Source organism: Amycolatopsis nalaikhensis (genome assembly GCF_030264295.1).
In the GTDB taxonomy this organism is placed as follows: domain Bacteria; phylum Actinomycetota; class Actinomycetes; order Mycobacteriales; family Pseudonocardiaceae; genus Amycolatopsis; species Amycolatopsis nalaikhensis.
Map to the genome: position 1 here is coordinate 9,967,052 of NZ_CP127173.1, position 18,287 is coordinate 9,985,338.

Consider the following 18,287-nt stretch of genomic DNA (forward strand, 5'->3'; position numbering starts at 1 on the left):
TTCCCGTCAAGCGGTCTGTTCGTCCTCAGCGGAATCGGCGGGATGTTCGGCGGGCCGGGTGAACATCCGGGTCGCCGAAAGCCGTGCGACGCCGTCGGGTTCGCCCAGGTCCTCCAGGGAGTTGCGGATCGTCGAGTCGACTGACAGGTACTTGCGGCCCGCCCGCAGGTCGGCGTCGTTGCGCAGCCGCACGATCAGCGGGAACTCCGACAGCGCGCCCGCGTCGAACAGCCCCGTCGTGTAGATCAGCTGCACGCCCAGGGCCTCGGCCACCGCCCGCTGCAGCTCCAGCAGGTAGCCCGCCGACGCGCGGCCGATCGGGTTGTCGAGGAACAGGACGCCCGAGTGCCGGTTGCGGACCTTGCCGCGGTTGTTCGCCCGCAACGCGGCCAGCGTGCAGTACAGGATGATCGCCGCGGTCAGCTGCTGGCCGCCGGAGAACACGTCGCGGATCTCCGAGACGCGCTGGCGTTCGGTCCGCAGCACCGAGTCCGGCTTGAGCATGTCGACGCGGAATCCCTTGGGCGCCGCGGCCCGGACTCCGCGCAGCACCAGGGAAAGCCCGTCGCGCTTGACGTCGCGGCCGTCGGCGGTCCTGCCCACCGCGGCCTCGTCGACGACCTCGCCGAGCTTCTCGGTGAGCGCGTTGTCCTCCAGCTCGGTGAATCGGATGCGGAGGAACTCCTGCCCGGACCAGTCGCCGAGCCCGTCCGGCAGCCGCGAGACGCGCTGGGCCGAGCGCAACGTCCGGAGCGCGCCGTCGACCATGCCCTGCAGCCGCGTGATGATGCCGCCGCGGTGGCGGTCGATCTGCGCGAGGTCGTCGGTGAGGGACCGCAGCCGGGGCCGCAGGGCCTCCGCCCACTCCGCCGCGTGCGCCGGGAGCTGGTCGCGCTTGACCGAGATGACCTGCTGGCGCACCGGCGTGCTCAGCTTCTCGAACCGCTTCTCCGTCGCGTACTGCGCGAGCTGGTCCGCGGCCGCGCGCACCCGCCGGTCGCCCGCGTCCGCGGCTTCCTGCGCCTCGGTGAACGTCGCGTTCAGCCGGGTGTGCTGGGCCCGCGCGGTGTCGACGTCGCCGTCGTAGGCCACAGCGTCGGTGTCGGTCACCAGGTGCGCCATCGACTCGGCTAGCAGCGAGAAGCCCGAGGCGGAACTGCGCGCCGACTCCAGCGTCGCTTCCGCCGCCGCCCGGCGTTCCTGCAGCTCTTCCCACTTCCGCGCGGCCGCCGACGCCTCCAGCCCGGCCGCGTCGATCAGCTCCAGGCCGTGTTCGATGTCGCGCGGCTTCTCGCCGGTGGCGCCGTTCTGCAGCGGCAGCGCGTCCAGCTCGGCCCGCCGGGTCGAGACGAGCCCGATCGCTTCCGTGCGCTCGTCTTCCAGGCCGTCGACGACGCGGCGGGCGCGTGCCAACGCCGCCGCGCGAGCCGAAGCGTCGGAACCATCGGGCGTCTCGAGGAGTTCGGCCGCCCGGGCGCGGACGGCTTCGTCCAGCGACTCCACCGCCGACGCCGCGGCCGCCTCGGCGGCTTCGGCCTGCTCCAGCTCGCCGCGCAGGTCGCTGCCGACCTCGACCTTCGCGTACGCCTCCGACGCCGACGCGTACGTCCGGCGCAGGGCGTCGACCGGTTCGGTCGGCGCCGGGCCTTCGGCGGCTTCGGCCGCGCCCGGCACTTCGGCCAGCTCGGCGCGCGCGGTGGTCGCGGTCCGACGGTGGCCGTCGGCGGTGCGCTGCTCCTCCCCCGCCTGCTCGCGCAGCCGCGCGGCCTTGCCCGCCGCGTCGGACGCCTGCAGGTCCGCCCGCTCCGCGATCTCGGTGGCGCGCTCGACCTCCTCGGTCCACTCCGCGATCCGGGCGCTGCGGGCGCCCAGCTCGCCGAGCCGCCGGGCCTTCTCCTCGGCCTCGGCCGCGGCCGCCCGCAACTCGGGCACACGCTCTCGCAGGGACGCGGTCTTTTCGCTCAACCGCGCGAACTCCGCCTCGGCCTGCGCCAGCGCCGTCCGGGCGGTCTCGCGCGCGGTGCGGGCTGCCTGCGCCTGCTCGGCCAGGGTCGCGATGGCGCCGGGCGGGTAGTCCTCGCGCCAGGTGGTGAGCTTCCACGTCAACGCGCCGTCCGCGGACAGCTTGGCGGCCAACGCTTCCAGCCGCCGCTGCCGCTCGGTGTGCCGCCGCGCCACGGCTTCCCGCTCGGCGTCGGCGGCTTCTTCGTCGTACATCGCGGGGTTCGGCGGCACGAGGAACTCGACGCCGGGCGCGGCGGGCACCTCGGCCTGCAGGGCCTCGGTCGTGCCGACGGCGATGATCGCGCTCGGCAGCAGCCGCCGCTTCGTCAGGACCTCGCGGGCGCGATCGGCGTGCGCGGCGTCGTTCAGCAGGACGCCGGAAACCAGCTGCGGCAGGGTTTCCAGCACCTCGGCGCGCCGCGAAGCGTCCAGTTTGGACAGATAACGCCAGCCGGACCACGCGGTGATCCCGGCTTCCTCCAAGGCGTCGAGAGCGGCCTGGACGTCCTCCGGCGGCGGCAGCAGCCCGCCCGAGCCGAGCGCGGCCAGCGCCCGTTCGTCGGTGGACTCCTCCATCCGCAGCGCGGTCTGCTCCTTCTCGACTGCGGCGCTCGCCTCGCGCAGCCGTTCCAGCAACACCGGCAGGTCGCTTTCGAGGTTGACGTCGTCGGCGCCGAGCAGCTCGACGAGACGGCCCTCGGCGGCGAGCGCGTCGGTGCGGCGGTGGGCGCGGTCGAGGTCCTCGGTGGCGCGTTCGAGGCGGTCCTGCGTGGTGCCCGCGAGCTGGTGCGCCTCGTTCACGGCCCGTTGCGCCGCTTGAAGATCCGCCGCGACGCGGTCCAGCTCCTGCTCGCGCCGGGTCAGCTCGGCGGAGGCGGCTTCGGCCGCGCTTCGGGCGGCGCGGGAGGCTTCGGCGACGTCGGCGCCCGAGGGCAGCAACCCCGCGCGTACGGCGGCTTGGACCTCTTCGCGCAGCTCGGTGATCCGCGTGGTGAGGCCCCGCGCTTCGGCTCGCCGCGCGGCCGCGAGGTTCGCGGCTTCGTCGCGCTCGGTCTGCGCCTTCTCCGCTTCGGCACGCAACGCACCTGCGTGCGCTTCGGCCTTGTCAGCCTGACGCTGGGCGTCCTGCGCCAGGGCGTGCAACCCGCGCGCGAGAGCGGCCGCCGCGTCGTTGCGCGCCTGCAACGCCGGGCGCGCCTTCTCCTCGCGGCTGCCGACGAGCTCGCGCAGGTCCTTCGCCTTGCGGGCGGCGTTCAGCTGGTTGAGCACGGTCGCCGTCTCGCGCCAGGCCTCGGCTTCGGTCTTCGCCTCGGCCAGCTCGGCGTCGACGCGCTTGCGGACTTCCTGGGCTTCGTCCAGCCGCAGCACGGCGACCAGGCGCCGCAGCTCGGTGACGGCCGCGGCGAGCCGCCGGTGGTCGCCCTCGGCGAGCTTCTCGGCGGACTTGACCTCGGCGACGTGCTCCTCGAGCCCGGACAGCCGCGCGTTCTCCAGCTCGTTGCGCGCGACGACCCGCCCGGCCAGCTCGGCCATGTCGGCCTTCGCTGATTCAGCTATCTTCCGGGACTCCGCGGCCACGCCTTCCTCGGCGGCCAGCGGGCCCAGCAGGTCGAGCGCGCCCGCGACGAAGTCCCGCTCGGACAACAGGTCCCCGCGCTGGGCGAGGTTGTGCGCGTAGGTGGCGACGACCTCGGCGAGGTCCTTCGGCTCCTCTTCGGAGATCACCGCGCGCAGCAGGAACTCGACGAACGCGTCGTCGGTGCCGAAGGCGAACGCGTCCGCCGCCTCGCCTTCGCCGGCGTTCATCGCGCGCTGGTAGCGGAACAGCTCGGTGTCGAGGCCGAGGCCGTCGAGGCGGCCGGTCCACTCGTGGTGGCGGCGGGTCCAGAACAGCTCCAGCTCGGGCTCGGCCAGCTGCGCGGCGGCGAGCTTGTCGTGGAAGCCGGACATGGTGAGCAGCCGCGAATCCTGCGTCATCGGCAGGGAGTCCAGGCCCAGCGCCGCGGTCGGGCGGAAGCAGTACCAGGAGTCGACGAGGTTCTCGGAATCCGCGGAGACGACGTGCCCGCGCCACTCGGAGACCTTGCCGGTGATGATCCGGTGCCCGCTCTCGACGTGCAGCCACTCCAGCACGACGTGCGAAACGTCCTTGGCGGCGACGAACTTCTCCAGCACCTTGGTGCTCGTGGTGCCGACGACCTGGCGCCGCCCGGGCAGCATCACCGAGAAGATCAGCTTGATGAGCACGGACTTGCCGCCGCCGTTCTCGAGGAACAGCACGCTCGCCGGCGACGGGCGGCGCAGCTCGGCCGGCCCGGTCGCGTGGATGCCCGCGCTGAACAGCGCGTCCTGCTGGGGCGCGGTGATCTTGGCGCCGACGCCGCTGAAGTCGAGCACGACGTCCTGGTAGCGGGCACCCGCCGGGCCCACCGAGTGCAGGCGGACCCGCGAAAGCTCGTACATCGAATCCCCTCTTAAAGCGTGTCCGAGGCCGCCGCGCGCAGCGTGCCCCCGGCGTTCGCGACCGCGACGACGTCGAGCGCGAGCAGGTCGTCGAACGCGGCGTCCGCGGCGAGCTCGCGGACCTGGATCTGGTAGCGCGGCGTGGTCCGGTAGGTGCCGCCCTGCTCGTCGCTCACCGGGACCAGGAAGCCCTGGTCGGCGAGGAAGCGCAGGGCGCGGCTGACCATGCCGCGGGTGGTGTCGGCGGCCAGGCGGCCGTCCTTGGTGGCGGCCGCCGCGGGACGGCGGGCGTAGGCGCGCCAGGCCTGTTCGAGCTCGGGCGCGTCGGCCAGGGGGTCGTTGTTGGCCTCGGCCGCCGCGGCGCGCTCGTCGAGCATGCGGGCGGCTTCGCGGACCATCGCGTCGACCTGTTCGACGCTCACGCGGCCGATGTAGGTGTCGTTGGCCAGGTCGTCGGGACGCGGGTAGCCGAGCGCGGCGGTGGCGAGGTGGATCAGGCCGTGCAGGACCTTCTCGGTCTCGCGGCGCTCGCGGATCTTGGCCTGGCGCGCGTAGGAGTCCATCTTGATCTCGAAGACGGACTCGTCGGTCGCGGCGAGGACCGCGCCGGCCTGCTGGTTGACCTCGAGGACCATGAGGCCGAGCCCGGCGGCGACGGCGTGGGTGAGGGCCTTGAACGCGTTGTCCTCGCCGTAGCGGCGGACGAGGTCGCCGTAGACGACGTCGCGGGCCGGGAGCTGCTTGGGCCGCATGCCGAAGGCGACCAGCCGGGCCGCGGCCTCGGCGTCCACGCTGCTGTGGGACAGCGCCATTACGCGACCTCCTCGTTTTCCTCTTCGTCGGCGCGCTCGACGGCGGCCGTGGACAGCAGCAGGTCGGCGCCGCCGAACTCCGGGTCGTCCAGGAGCATGCCGTCGTCGACGGCCAGCAGGACCTGCCGGTCGCCCTGGCGGCGGGCCGCGCCGACCCCGGGACTGTAGGCGTGGACGGCGCGCAGCGCGACCAGGGCGGCCAACCCGGGCTGACGGCTGCGGCGAGCCTCTTCGAGCAGGCCGGAGAGCCGCCGCGGCACCTCGGGCAGGTCGAGGAGCTCGTCGGCCGCGCGCCAGACGTCGTCGCCGAACTTGTCGGTGACCTCGGCGGGCATCAGCTCCGGCTCGGGGACCTCGCCGACGAGCTGGTCACGTTCGGGTGCCGGGCGCAGGAGCAGCGAAACCAGGCTCGACAGGGACGGCACGACGGGCGCGGTGATGCCCGCGACGGCGTGGAAGAAGTGCTCGGCCGGGGCGACGGCGTCGGCCAGCGGCAGGCCGAGCGTCGGGACGAGGAGCTGGCCGAACAGGTCGAGGGTGGCGCGCTGGGGCGGGCCGGAGAACTGCTGGCGGTCCTGCTCGGCGCGGAAGACGGCGCCCGCGTCGGCGAGCCGGGACTGCAGGCGGGTGTGGCGGCGGATGCAGTCGCCGACGATGTCGACGAGCTCGGCGGCGCGGCGCTTCTTGTCGAGGTCCTCGGTCTCGTCGCGGGCGGTGGTGATGTTCTTGAGGATGGCGTTCTCGGCGCGGAAGCGGGCCTCGATGTGGCTGAGCGCGCTGTCCAGCAGCTCGGGCACCTCGCGTTCCCAGTCGACCGACCGGACGTCGCGGCGGGTGGCGTCGAGCTTCGCGCGCAGCGTCTCGCCGTATTGGACGGTCCGGTAGCGCGCCTGCTCGGCCGCGAGCTTCGCGTCGGCGAGGCGACCGCGGTTGATCAGGTTCTCGAGCTTGACCTCGGCGGCGATCTGCGCGGACTCGACGTCGGTGTCGAGGGCGCCGACGAGGACGTTGATGGCCTCGTCGGTGGCGCGCAGGTACACCTCGCCGTCCGGGGCGGCCAGCTCGACGAGCAGCTTGAAGTCGAACTGACGCCGCTGGTAGCCGGCGGGGCCGATCGAGCCGTAGACGCGCCGGAAGCCGCGGTCGGTGGTGCCGACGTTGATCAGGTTGTCCAGCACCCACTTGGCGACGCGGACGTGCTCCTCGGGCATCCGCGACGGTGCCTGCTGCGCGATGAAGGGCAGCAGCCGGTCGATGACCTCGTCGTGGCCGGCGCCGGTGTCGAAGTCCATGGCGATGGTGACCTGGTCGATCGTGTGCAGCGCGATCTCCGCCATCTGGTAGATCGTGCAGTCGGCCCAGTCGAGCAGCGCCTTGCGCGCGTCCAGGTCGTGGAGCGGCGCGGTGCAGGCCAGCGCCTTGAGGCGGCGCGTCAGCCCCTCGTCGGCCAGGCCCGGCCCCCCGGTGTCGTCGTCTCGCACAGCAGGCCAGGCTAGTCGGCCACCCTCTGCGCACGCGCGGGTGACAGGTTAACGTCCCCCGCATGCGTGAGATGAGCCGTGAAGAGTGGTGGCAGTTCTGCTCGGAGGGGACCCGGACGGGCATGCTCGGGCTGGTCCGAGCCAACGGCGCCCCGATCGTGACCCCGGTGTGGTTCCTGCTGAACGAGGGCCCGGACGGCGACGAGCTGATCTTCACGACGGGCACGGAGACGCTGAAAGGCAAGGCCATCGCCCGCGACGGCCGCATTTCCCTTGCCGTCGACGACCAGAAACCACCGTATTCGTACGTCCAGTTCACCGCCGAGGCGCGGCTGACCCACGACTTCGACGACATGCTCGCGTGGGCGACCAAGCTGGGCGGCCGGTACATGGGTACCGAGCGGGCCGAGGAGTACGGCAAGCGCAACGCCGTCCCCGAGGAGTCGCTCGTCCGGGCGAAGATCACCAAGGTCATCGCGCGGGCCGAAATCGCCGGTTGACCCGGTTTCGCTGGTACTCTCGCCCGCGGGGGTGGGGGTCATGCTTCCGGGTGAGGACGACAGACGCGACGCCGTCAAGGCGATCATGAGCTCCGGCCAGCGCGAGCTGGTGGCCGAGCTGGAACGCCTCGACGGCGGTGCCCGTTTCGGGCGCTCCACGTGGCTGCGGCCGGAAGGCGGCGGCGGGCAGGCGCGGCTGCTGGAGAACGGCGACGTCTTCGAGCGCGCCGGCGTCAACTATTCGGCCGTGCACGGCGACCGCGTGCCCGAATCGGTCGCCGTGCAGCACGGGCTCGACCCGGAGAGCGGTTTCTTCGCCACCGGGCTGTCGGTGGTGATCCACCCGCGCAACCCGTACGTCCCGGCCTTCCACGCGAACTTCCGGTACTTCGAGTCCGGCGGCACGTTCTGGTTCGGCGGCGGCGCGGACTTGACGCCCTGCTACGGCTTCGCCGAGGACGCGACGCACTTCCACCGCGTCCTGAAGGGCTACTGCGACACGTTCGACCCGGCGTTCCACGCGCAGGCGAAAAGCGCGTGCGACGACTACTTCCGGCTGCCCCACCGCGACGAGACCCGCGGCGTCGGCGGCATCTTCTTCGACCACCTGAGCCCGCCGGGCCCGGACGGCTGGCGCCGCGCGGCCGCCTTCGCGGCGGCCGGGATCGGCACGATCGCGCCCGCGTACCTGCCGATCGTGCGCCGCCGCAAGGACCGCCCGCACGGCGACCGCGAGCGGCAGTGGCAGCTCTACCGCCGCGGCCGGTACGTCGAGTTCAACTTGGTCCACGACCGCGGGACGCGGTTCGGGCTGCAGACCGGCGGGTACGTCGAGGCGATCCTGATGGCGCTGCCGCCGTTGGCGCGCTGGGAGTTCGAGCTGACGCCGGAGCCAGGGAGTCCCGAGGCCGAGCTGGCCGCGTTCCTGGTGCCGCGCGACTGGGCGGGCGAGGGAGCCCAGCCGGACGCCCGAGTGGGCTGAGTCCCCAGCGCCCCAAGCGCCCCAATGTGGCCTTCGGTGCGTGAGACGCAACCAAGGCGGCCTTCGGTGCGTCGGACGCAACCAAGGCCGCCTTGGGGCGCTTGGGGCGACCCCTTCCGGACCGGAGCGGGTCCCGGTTCCGCCGTCCAGGCGGGGTTCGCCCCGGTGAGCGGGAAAGCCATTCACACAGTGGGTGAGCCGTCGCGTCGAGTATTGACACCGCCCTCCCGAGGGTGTGTGATCTCCCCCATAGATAGGAAACTTTCCTAACTATTGCCGCCGGTGGTCCGCCGACCATTCCGCCCCGGTCACCCCCTGTCCCCCACCCACGCAGGAGGCTCCCAGTGGCACCCCGTCCACCGTGGCGCGCGGTACTGGCCGGTACCGCCGTCGCGGTCCTCGGTCTCACCGCGCTCAGCCCGGTAAGCGCTTTCGCCGCGGACACCGACTACGAATCCGAGAACGCCGTCGTCTCGCAGGGCGCCGTCGAGTCGAACCACGCCGGCTACTCCGGCACCGGATTCGTCAACTTCGACAACGTCGTCGGCAGCTATGTCGAATACTCCGTGACCGCCGCCCAAGCCGGCACGCACACCCTGACCTTCCGCTACGCCAACGGAACCACCGACAACCGGCCGGTGAAGCTGATCGTCGACGGCGGGGACAAGGGCACCGTCGACTTCCCCGGCACCGGCGCGTGGACCACCTGGAAGACCGCCACCGCGACCGTCCAGCTCACCGCCGGGGTCAACAAGGTCCGCACCACCGCGACCACCGCCAACGGCGGCCCGAACGCCGACAAGCTCACCGTCGCCTTCACCGCGCCCGCCGACAGCGAACCGCCGTCGCCGCCGTCGAACCTCAAGGCGAGCAACGTCCTCCCCACCGCGGCCACCTTCACCTGGACCGCCGCCACGGACAACGTCGGCGTCGTCCGCTACGAGATCAACCGCGGCGGCAACATCCTCAAGACCGTCGACGGGACCACGACCAGCGCGACTGTCGACAACCTGACCCCGAACACCGCCTACGACATCTCGGTCGGCGCGTTCGACGCCGCGGGCAACCCGTCGCAGCAGAGCAACGTCGTCACCTTCACCACCCCGCCCAGCGACGACGCCACCCCGCCCACCGTGCCGGGCAGCCTGCGCTCCACCGGTGTCACGGCCAACAGCGTTTCCCTCGCCTGGAACGCTTCCACGGACAACAGCGGCACGGTCGCGGGCTACGACGTCTACCAGGGCACCACGAAGGTCGCCACGACGACGTCGCTCGGCACCACGGTGACCGGGCTGAGCCCGAACACCTCGTACACCTTCACCGTCAAGGCGCGCGACCCCGACGGCAACAGCTCGGCCGCCAGCAACGCCGTCACCGTCAAGACCGCGGCGACCGGGGGCGGCGGGATCCCCGAGTACGACCGGGACATCGCGAAGGTCGACCTCGGCTGGTCGGTCGACTTCCTGCCGAACGGCAACGCGCTGGTGACCGAGCGGGACCGGTTCGAGATCGTGCTGGTGACGCCGTCCGGGCAGAAGACCACCCTGGGCAAGGTGCCGGGCGCGGTGACCACGACCGGCGAGGGCGGCCTGCTCGGCTTGGCGATCTCGCCGAACTGGACGAGCGACCACGCGATCTACCTGTACCACACGGCTTCCGGCGACAACCGGATCGTGAAGATGACCTACGACGGCACCACGCTGTCGTCGACGTCGACGCCGGTGCTCACCGGGATCGCCAAGAACCGGTACCACAACGGCGGCCGGATCAAGTTCGGTCCGGACGGGAAGCTGTACGCCACCGTCGGCGACGCGAAGAACAGCGACAACGCGCAGAACAAGAGCTCGCTCAACGGGAAGATCCTGCGGCTCAACGCCGACGGCTCGGCACCGAACGACAACCCGTTCTACGCCACCGGCGGCAACGCCCGGTACGTCTGGAGCTACGGCCACCGCAACCCGCAGGGCCTGGCCTGGGACTCCCGCGGCCAGCTGTGGGCGGCCGAGTTCGGCGAGAGCAGCCAGGACGAGCTCAACCTGATCACGAAGGGCGGCAACTTCGGCTGGCCCAGCTGCGAAGGCACGATCGGCAGCTGCGGCGGCTTCATCGCCCCGAAGAAGACCTGGTCGACGTCGCAGGCCGGGCCGAGCGGGCTGGAGATCGTCAACGACTGGATCTACATCGCCGGCGTTACCGGGCAGCAGATGTTCGCCACGCAGATCAACTCCGCGGGCACCGGCGTCGGCACGGTGTCGACGCTGTTCTCCGGCCGCTGGGGCCGCCTGCGTTCGGTCACCAAGACGCCGGACGGCGGGCTGTGGCTGACCTCGACCAACAACGACAAGAACGGCGGCACGCCGTCGGTGCTGGACAACGTGATCGTGCGGCTGAAGTTCCCCGGCGGTGCCACGCCGGGCGAGTTCAAGCTGACCAGCTCCGCCTTCGCCGACAACGCCACCATCCCGGACAAGTACACCTGCGCCGGTGACGGCTCCGCCGGCCAGGACCCGTCGCCGCCGCTCGCGTGGGGCGCTCCGGCCGGGGCGAAGGGCTACGCCGTCGTGTTCGCCGACGTCGCGAACAGCGGCAACAAGCTGCACTGGGCGATCTGGGACATCCCGGCGGCCACTCGTTCTCTCCCGGAAGGGCTCGGCGCGGGGTACACGGTGCCGAACCAGGGTGGCGCGAAGCAGAAAGCCATGGGCAGCGGGGCGAACGCGCAGAAGTACTTCGGCCCCTGCCCCGGCGGATCCAGCCACCCGTACACGTTCACGCTCTACGCCCTGAACACCGCGACGGTCCCCGGCCTGACGTCCTCCTCGTCGATGGCTCAGATCGAAACCGCGATAAAGGGCGCCTCGACGGCCAGTGTGCAGCTGCGCGGCAAGTCCAGCGCGGCGGCCTGAAAGCCGCGGCGGGGGTGACCGGAGCGGCGCCGGTCACCCCCGCCGCTCCACTCCTCACGTCGGTTCGGCGATCCGGCGGAGGTGGGCGTCGACGTCGAAGCCGTGTTCCTCCAGGCGGCGCCGGGCGAGCAGCAGCTCGTCGGGGGTGAACAGCTCCGCGTACTCCTCGCGCAGCATGGTCGCTTCGGAGCTGCGGCCGAGCTGGTTCTTCTCCCACAGCATGGTGAACCCGCCCGCGGTCCCCGCGCCGCGCAGCAGCAGGCGGGCGGCTTCGACGCCGCCGTGTTCGCGCACCATGCGCTCGAACTGCGCCGGCCGGTAGCCGTAGTCCCTGGCGAGGACCCGGCAGCCGTCGAGCAGGTCCTCGGTGAACCGCGCGGCGAGAGCGGGGTCGGCCGGGACGGGGGCGGCTGGTTCGGGCATGGGACACCTCTCGACGCGATGGCTTCCCTGATTAATCGGAAACGCGCCCGGTTTCGCTACGCCGTTCGGGAAGACAATCGACGACCACCACTCTCCGTGGCTGCGGAACGGACAAAAGCGGCAGAGCGGAACCTGTCGGTGGCCCCTGCCAAGATGGCGGGCATGCGAACCGTGGTGCACGGCGACGTTCATGTCCACTATGGACAGATCTACGTCCACAGCGAGGGCGGCGAGGACTTCGAGGGCGACCTGTCGGCGTGCTTCGCCGGGCAGGTCAACGGGCTGTGCGGCGCCGCCGTGCCGGGCACCCTCTTCCTGATCACCGGACTGCACACCGGGCACGTCGGGTTCACCGCCGAGGTGCACGAAAGCGAGCCGCCCGACGCCGGCGGCGAGGACGTCGTCGAGGCGTCGTTCCGGGTGGAAGGGCGCGCGATGCTCGTGACCTGGGGCGGCGGGGATTCGTGGGACCTCGAGCTGGAGCCGGGTGACTACCGCGTCCGCTACAGCGCCACCGCGATGGACGCGGGCCGCGAGCAGGACACCCGCCTCGACGGCCAACCCGAGAAAGACCGTTACCTGCTGCAGTTCTGGCCCGCGGCTCCGGCGCCCGACTCCGTCGTGCGGCAGCACAGCGCGATCTCCGCCTACTGGCACGGCTTCGCGCGGGAGCTCCCGCCACCGCCGACGCCCGAGGAACTCGCCGAGGCCTGGGAGGCGCGGCAGCGGGCCGAAGAGGAGGCGCGGGCGAAGGCGCGGGACGAGCAGCTGCTCCGCGAATGGGACGGCGAACTGCCGGGCGAGGAGATCCTGCGGCTCCGGGGCACCCTTCGGCAGCTGGCGAAACAGGATCGCGCGCTGATCGGTGCCGTCGTGGCGGCTCCTCCGGAAAACCAGCGCGCGCTCGCCCGGTGGGTCGCGCGACGGGCGTTCGAACGAGCCGGCCTGGACAGCGTCGGCTGGATCGCCGACGGCCTGCGCGCGCTCGAGGAAGACCGGCCACTGCCGCCGCCGTTCGACGACTGGCAGACGGCCTGGGATCGCCTGCTGTCGGATCCCGCGGTGCCGCACACGCTGGTCCGGACGCCGGACGGGCGCCACGACAACGCGTTGCAGCAGGCCATGGCCTTTCCGGCGATCTTCGCCGCGGCGAAGGCCGATCCCGCCGAAGCGCTGGGTCAGGCGCTTTCGGCCGCGGCGGTGACCTTCGGCGACGATCGGGCGGCCTTCTTCGCCGAGGCCCGCACCGAGCTCACCAGCCGAACAGACCCGCCATGATGCGCGCGCACCGCGCCGACATCGCCGCCGCGTCCTCGTCCGGCCGGTCGATCCACCAGCTGATCAGCGAATCGACCACGCCGGTCCAGACCTGCGCGATGGCCTCGATGTCCACCGGGTCGGCCAGGCCGCGCGAGGTCATCAACTGCGTCGCGCCGAGCAGGGCGAACGCGTCCAGGCGGCGCCGGTAGTCGGCCGCCGCGGCGGCGATGTCTCCGGTGGCCGGCACGGTCGGGTCGCGCAGCAGGCGCCACGCGTACCGGTCGTGGTCGAACGTCGTGAAGATCGCCGAAAGCACCTTCAACGGCATCTGGTCGGGCTCGCCGCCTTCGGCCATGGTGGTCGCGACGCCCTCGGTGAGCCGGTCGCCCGCGCGGTGCAGGCATGCCAGGTAGAGCCCGTCCTTCGAGCCGAAGTACTGATACAGCAACGGTTTCGTGACCCCGACCCGGCGCGCGATCTCGACCATCGACGCGCCCGCGTAGCCCGCCCGGCCGAACTCCTCGGTGCCGGCCACGACGAGCTGGGCCTCGCGCTCTCCGCGGGGCATCCCCTTGGTCCCGACCGCCCTTGACTCCGTCACACGCGAGAGCCTACCGTGCGTAAAGTGACCCTGGGGTAAGTTACCGTCAGGTCAGATCAAGGAGGCGACGTGGCCGAGTTCCTGGCGCACCTGCGCGACCCCGTGCTGTTCGCGATCCCGGTGTTCCTGCTCTTCGTGGCGATCGAGATCGTCGCCGTACACGTGCTCGGCCACGACGACAACGTGGTCGGCTACAGCGTCGCCGACACCCGCACGAGCATGCTGATGGGCACGGTCGCCGTCGGCGTCAACGCGTTGTTCCGGCTGGTGATGCTGGTCGTGTTCGCGGCGCTGTTCGAGCTGGCGCCGGTGAAGCTCGACCCGCACGACTGGTGGACGTGGGTGCTCATGCTGCTCGGCCAGGAACTGGTGTTCTACGCCTACCACCGGGCGAGCCACCGCGTGCGGCTGCTGTGGGCGGGCCACCAGGTGCACCACTCGAGCGAGCACTACAACTTCTCGACGGCGCTGCGCCAGAAGTGGACGCCGTACTTCCAGCTCCCCTTCTGGTCGGTGCTGGCGCTGTGCGGGATCCCGCCGTGGATGATCCTGACCGGCCTCTCGATCGACCTCGTCTACCAGTTCTTCGTGCACACCGAGAAAGTCGGCAAGCTGCCGCGCTGGTTCGAGTACGTCTTCAACACCCCGTCCCACCACCGCGTCCACCACGGCAGCGACGAGGAGTACCTGGACGCGAACTACGGCGGGATCCTGATCATCTGGGACCGCATGTTCGGCAGCTTCGTCCCGGAGGGCAGGCGGCCGAAGTACGGGCTGACGAAGAACATCGGGACGTACAACCTGCTCAAGGTCGGCTTCCACGAGTACGGCTCGATCCTGCGCGACCTGCGCGGCGCCCGGACGTGGCGCGAGCGCGCGGGCTACGTGTTCGGGCCGCCCGGCTGGCAGCCCGAGCACGGCCTACGCGATGTCCCGCAGGGCGAGGCTGTTCAGCGGCGGGCGCTGCGGTGAGGTGAGGTCGGTCAGCACGATCTCGCGCTCGACACCCGGTGACGTCCCGCGCCGGAACTGGGCCAGCGTCGTGGCCGGGGGCACGGCCGTCACCAGGCGGTCGTAGCGTTCCAGGCGGTCGAAGAGCGTCTGCATGATCTGCCCGGACATCCGGCCCAGCGCCTGGGTGCTCTGGTGGCGGTGCGCGCGGTGGCCGAGGTCGACCTGGGCGAGCGCGTCGAGGCCGTACCGTTCGAGCAGGTCGATCAGGTGCCCGATCTCGACGCCGTAGTTGGCGACGAACGGGATGCTCTCCAGCACCTCGCGGCGGCCCGCGTACTCGCCCGCGAGCGGCTGGACGAACCCGGACAGCTCGGGCCAGAACATGTTGAGCAGCGGCCGGGCGACGAGCTCGGTGACGCGGCCGCCGCCGTCGGCTTCGGTGCCCAGCGGACGGTGGTAGAAGCCCTTGACGTAGGCCACCGACGGGTCGGTGAGCAGCGGGCCGAGCAGCCCGGTGACGTACTCGGTGGTGAAGTCGTGAAGATCGCCGTCGACGAAGACGACCAGGTCACCGGTCGTCGCCGCGACGCCCTTCCAGAGCGCCTCGCCCTTGCCCCGCAGCCCTTCGAGGGCCGGGAAGACGGAGTCCTGCGCGACGACGGCCGCGCCCGCCGCCGCGGCGACTTCGGCCGTCGCGTCGGTGGAGTGGCTGTCGACGACGAGGATTTCGTCCACCAGGCGGCCGCCGAGATCTTCGCGGATCGCCGTGACGATAGCGCCGACCGTGGCTTCCTCGTTCCGCGCCGGGATGACGACGGAGACCGTGGTGGCGCGCTTGGCCGCGACCAGCTCCTGGGTGGTCCAGTCCCCGGCCTTGCCGCTGCGGCGGGCGAGCCAGGTGCCGATTTCCGGCGAAACCTGCAGCATGCGTTTCCCCTTCCCTCGTTCGCTTCCGAGGTTCGGGGTGCCGCGTTTCGACGGCCGGTCCCGGGCGCTACCGCGGTGTTACGAGATGACGGCTCCCGTTAACGGCGGGCGCGCTCAGGCGTCTTCTTCCTCGAGCATCTCCGGCGTGACCGCGGACTCCGTGTCCGGGATGCCGAGGTCCTTGGCCCGCTTGTCCGCCATCGCCAGCAGCCGCCGGATGCGGCCCGCCACCGCGTCCTTCGTCATCTGCGGGTCCGACAGCTGGCCCAGCTCCTCCAGGGACGCCTGCCGGTTCGACAGGCGCAGCTTGCCCGCCGCCAGGAGGTGGTCCGGGGCCGTGTCGCCCAGGATCTCCAGGGCCCGCTCCACGCGGGCCGCCGCCGCCACCGCGGCGCGGGCCGAACGGCGCAGGTTCGCGTCGTCGAAGTTCGCCAAGCGGTTCGCCGTCGCGCGGACCTCGCGGCGCATCCGGCGCTCTTCCCACTGCAGGACGCTCGCGTGCGCGCCCAGGCGGGTCAGCAGCGCTCCGATCGCGTCGCCGTCCCGGACCACCACCCGATCCGCTCCGCGCACTTCGCGGGACTTCGCCTGGATGCCCATCCGGCGGGCCGCGCCCACCAGCGCCAGCGCCGCCTCCGGGCCCGGGCACGTCACCTCGAGCGAGGACGACCGGCCCGGTTCGGTCAGCGAGCCGTGCGCGAGGAACGCCCCCCGCCACGCCGCTTCCGCGTCCGCCACCCCCCCGGACACCACGGCCGCGGGCAGCCCGCGCACGGGGCGGCCGCGCTGGTCGATCAGGCCGGTCTGGCGGGCCAGGCCCTCGCCGTCCTTCACCACGCGCACGACGTAGCGGGTGCCCTTGCGCAGGCCGCCGCTGGCGGTGATCACGTGGACGTCCGAATGGTGGCCGTACAGCTCGTGGATCTCCTTGCGCAGCCGTCGCGCGACCGAACCCGTGTCGAGCTTCGCCTCCACGACCACCCGGCCGGCCACGATGTGCAGCCCGCCGGCGAAGCGAAGCAGCGACGCGACCTCCGCCCGGCGCGGCCCGATCTTCGTGATCTCCAGCCGGCTCAGCTCGTCCTTCACCGCGGCGGTCATCGCCATTACTGCCCCTCCCTGCCTTTCGCTCCTCCCCCGTGCTCCCCGCCGAGACCGAGAGCCTCCCGCATGCACAACGCGAGCGCATCAGGATCATGCCGTCCCGCCACAACCGGGTCGGCCACCGCCCCCAGGTGTGCCCGCCCGCCGAGCCGTTCCGCCGCGCGCCGGAGATTCGCCGGGTCGGGCACGGAATCGCGGTCCGCGATCACCGCGTCGACCCGCAGATCCGGCGCGTGCTCGAAGAGTACGTCCAGATGCCGCTCCGGGGAGAACCCCGCGGTTTCCCCCGGCTGGGGGACAAGGTTGAGCACGAGCACCTTCGTCGCGGCCGTGCGCACGAGCGCGTCGTGCAGCCCCGGCACGAGCAGGTGCGGCAGCACGCTGGTGAACCACGAGCCGGGCCCGAGGAACACGACGTCGGCGGCCAGCACGGCGTCGACGGCCTCCGCGCACGCCCGCGGCGGCCGCCCCGACCGGTCCGGCGAGTGCAGGCTGACGCGCTGCACCTGCCCCGGCGTCGTCGCCACCGCGACCTGGCCGCGGATCGTGCGCAGCGCCGCCGGGTGCTCGCTGTCGAGGCCGCTGACCTGCCCCTCGATCTCCAGCGGCTCCGGCGACATCGGCAGCACGCGACCCGAGACGCCCATCAGCCGGCACGCCTCGTCGAGCGCGGCGACCGGGTCGCCGAGCACCTCGAACAGCCCGGCCAGCAGCAGGTTCCCCACCGCGTGCCCGGCCAGCGCGCCGTCGCCGCCGAAGCGGTGCTGGAAGACCTCCGCCCACAGCGTGCCGCCGTCTTCCGCGGCGAACGCGGCGAAGGCCTGCCGGAGGTCGCCCGGCGGCAGCAGCCCGAGCTCGCGCCGCAGCCGTCCGGACGATCCGCCGTCGTCGGCCACGGTCACGACCGCGGTGACGTCGGGGGTCACCCGCCGCACCGCGGACAACGTGGCGTGCAGCCCGTGGCCGCCCCCGAGGGCGACCGCGCGCACGTTATTCACGACCAAGGTCGCGGTGCACCACCTTCACGGCCATACCGTCCTCATTGGACAGACGCTGGGCGAGCTCCTCGGACAGCGCCACGCTGCGGTGCTTGCCGCCGGTGCAGCCGACGGCCAGCGTCAGGTACCGCTTGCCCTCGCGCTTGTAGCCGGCGCCGATCAGCCGCAGCAGCTGGTGGTAGCGGTCCAGGAACTCCTCGGCGCCCTCCTGCGAGAGGACGTAGTTGCGGACCTCGCCGTCGAGGCCCGTGTGTTCGCGCAGCTCCGGGATCCAGAACGGGTTCGGCAGGAACCGGACGTCCATCACCAGGTCGGCGTCCATCGGCAGGCCGTACTTGTAGCCGAAGGACAGCACGGTGACCCGGGTCTGGGTGCTCGCCTCGGACCCGAAGGCGTCCTCGATCTTGGCGCGCAGGTCGTGCACCGACAGCGACGACGTGTCGAGCACCAGGTCGGCCTCTTCGCGCAGCGGCTCCAGCAGCGTCCGCTCGGCGGTGATGCCGTCGGCGAGCCGGCCGTCGCCCTGCATCGGGTGCCCGCGGCGGACGGCCTCGAAGCGGCGCACCAGCACCGCGTCGGTCGCCTCCAGGAACAGCACGCGCGGCTTGTACCCGCGGGCGTCGAGGTCCTTGATCACCGAGGCGAGGTCGTCGGTGAACGCGCGCGAGCGCACGTCCATCACCACGGCCACCTTCGTGATCGCGCCACGCGCCTGCGCGCCCAGCTCGACCATCGTGGCGATCAGCTCCGGCGGCAGGTTGTCCACGACGAACCAGCCCAGGTCCTCCAGGCACTTCGCCGCCGTGCTGCGGCCCGCCCCGGACAGGCCGGAGACCACCGCGACCTCCATGCCGGACCCGCGGATTTCTTCT

Annotated in this window: 14 protein-coding genes; 5 read left to right on the top strand and 9 right to left on the bottom strand. The window is 72.0% G+C overall.

Annotated features, from left to right (window positions below; genetic code table 11):
• Positions 1–6 precede the first annotated feature (6 nt).
• Genes QP939_RS48400 through QP939_RS48410 form a run of 3 tightly spaced genes read right to left on the bottom strand, consistent with a single transcriptional unit; the run spans position 7 to position 6,760 of the window.
• Positions 7–4,467 (bottom strand): coiled-coil domain-containing protein, encoded by a 4,461-nt coding sequence (locus QP939_RS48400; protein WP_285453707.1) that lies wholly within the window; start codon positions 4,465–4,467, stop codon positions 7–9.
• A gap of 11 nt (positions 4,468–4,478) precedes the next feature.
• Entirely contained in the window at positions 4,479–5,279 is an 801-nt protein-coding gene (locus QP939_RS48405; protein ID WP_003077197.1) for a hypothetical protein, read from the bottom strand.
• On the bottom strand, positions 5,279–6,760 hold the full coding sequence (locus tag QP939_RS48410; protein ID WP_285453708.1) for a hypothetical protein: 1,482 nt from the start codon (positions 6,758–6,760) through the stop codon (positions 5,279–5,281). Before QP939_RS48410 ends, QP939_RS48405 begins: the two co-directional genes overlap by 1 nt.
• A gap of 62 nt (positions 6,761–6,822) precedes the next feature.
• On the opposite strand from QP939_RS48410, the gene QP939_RS48415 reads away from it, so the two are divergent.
• The 3 genes from QP939_RS48415 to QP939_RS48425 all read left to right on the top strand — a co-directional run bounded on the left by QP939_RS48415 (position 6,823) and on the right by QP939_RS48425 (position 11,148).
• Complete coding sequence (locus QP939_RS48415) at positions 6,823–7,260, top strand: PPOX class F420-dependent oxidoreductase (RefSeq protein ID WP_285453709.1); 438 nt, start codon at positions 6,823–6,825, stop codon at positions 7,258–7,260.
• Between the two features lie 40 nt (positions 7,261–7,300).
• On the top strand, positions 7,301–8,242 hold the full coding sequence (gene hemF, locus QP939_RS48420) for an oxygen-dependent coproporphyrinogen oxidase (protein WP_285453710.1): 942 nt from the start codon (positions 7,301–7,303) through the stop codon (positions 8,240–8,242).
• Between the two features lie 344 nt (positions 8,243–8,586).
• The gene (locus QP939_RS48425; protein WP_285453711.1) at positions 8,587–11,148 is read left to right on the top strand and encodes a YbhB/YbcL family Raf kinase inhibitor-like protein; all 2,562 of its coding nucleotides are present in this window, start codon (positions 8,587–8,589) and stop codon (positions 11,146–11,148) included.
• 54 nt (positions 11,149–11,202) lie between these two features.
• Here the strand turns inward: QP939_RS48425 and QP939_RS48430 are convergent, their stop codons facing one another.
• Positions 11,203–11,571, bottom strand: coding sequence for a hypothetical protein (locus QP939_RS48430; protein WP_285453712.1), 369 nt, complete (start codon positions 11,569–11,571; stop codon positions 11,203–11,205).
• A 162-nt stretch (positions 11,572–11,733) separates the two neighbouring features.
• Here QP939_RS48430 and QP939_RS48435 point away from each other — a divergent pair, with 162 nt between their 5' ends.
• On the top strand, positions 11,734–12,849 hold the full coding sequence (locus QP939_RS48435; RefSeq protein ID WP_285453713.1) for a hypothetical protein: 1,116 nt from the start codon (positions 11,734–11,736) through the stop codon (positions 12,847–12,849).
• Here QP939_RS48435 and QP939_RS48440 read toward each other — a convergent pair.
• Positions 12,824–13,432: a TetR/AcrR family transcriptional regulator gene (locus tag QP939_RS48440; RefSeq protein ID WP_285453714.1), complete on the bottom strand. Its 609-nt coding sequence runs from the start codon at positions 13,430–13,432 to the stop codon at positions 12,824–12,826. The genes QP939_RS48435 and QP939_RS48440 overlap by 26 nt on opposite strands.
• 69 nt (positions 13,433–13,501) lie before the next feature.
• On the opposite strand from QP939_RS48440, the gene QP939_RS48445 reads away from it, so the two are divergent.
• Positions 13,502–14,404: a sterol desaturase family protein gene (locus tag QP939_RS48445; protein ID WP_285453715.1), complete on the top strand. Its 903-nt coding sequence runs from the start codon at positions 13,502–13,504 to the stop codon at positions 14,402–14,404.
• On the opposite strand, the gene QP939_RS48450 is transcribed toward QP939_RS48445, so the two are convergent.
• From QP939_RS48450 to rapZ, 4 genes are all read right to left on the bottom strand, one after another.
• On the bottom strand, positions 14,354–15,313 hold the full coding sequence (locus QP939_RS48450) for a glucosyl-3-phosphoglycerate synthase (RefSeq protein WP_285453716.1): 960 nt from the start codon (positions 15,311–15,313) through the stop codon (positions 14,354–14,356). The genes QP939_RS48445 and QP939_RS48450 overlap by 51 nt on opposite strands.
• Positions 15,314–15,427: 114 nt before the next feature.
• Positions 15,428–16,420, bottom strand: a complete 993-nt coding sequence (gene whiA / locus QP939_RS48455; protein WP_285453717.1) for a DNA-binding protein WhiA — start codon at positions 16,418–16,420, stop codon at positions 15,428–15,430.
• Entirely contained in the window at positions 16,420–17,406 is a 987-nt protein-coding gene (locus tag QP939_RS48460; protein ID WP_285453718.1) for a gluconeogenesis factor YvcK family protein, read from the bottom strand. The genes whiA and QP939_RS48460 overlap by 1 nt, the downstream gene beginning before the upstream one ends.
• Before the next feature lies 1 nt (position 17,407).
• On the bottom strand, positions 17,408–18,265 hold the full coding sequence (rapZ, locus tag QP939_RS48465) for an RNase adapter RapZ (RefSeq protein ID WP_176178290.1): 858 nt from the start codon (positions 18,263–18,265) through the stop codon (positions 17,408–17,410).
• Between the last annotated feature and the right edge of the window lie 22 nt (positions 18,266–18,287).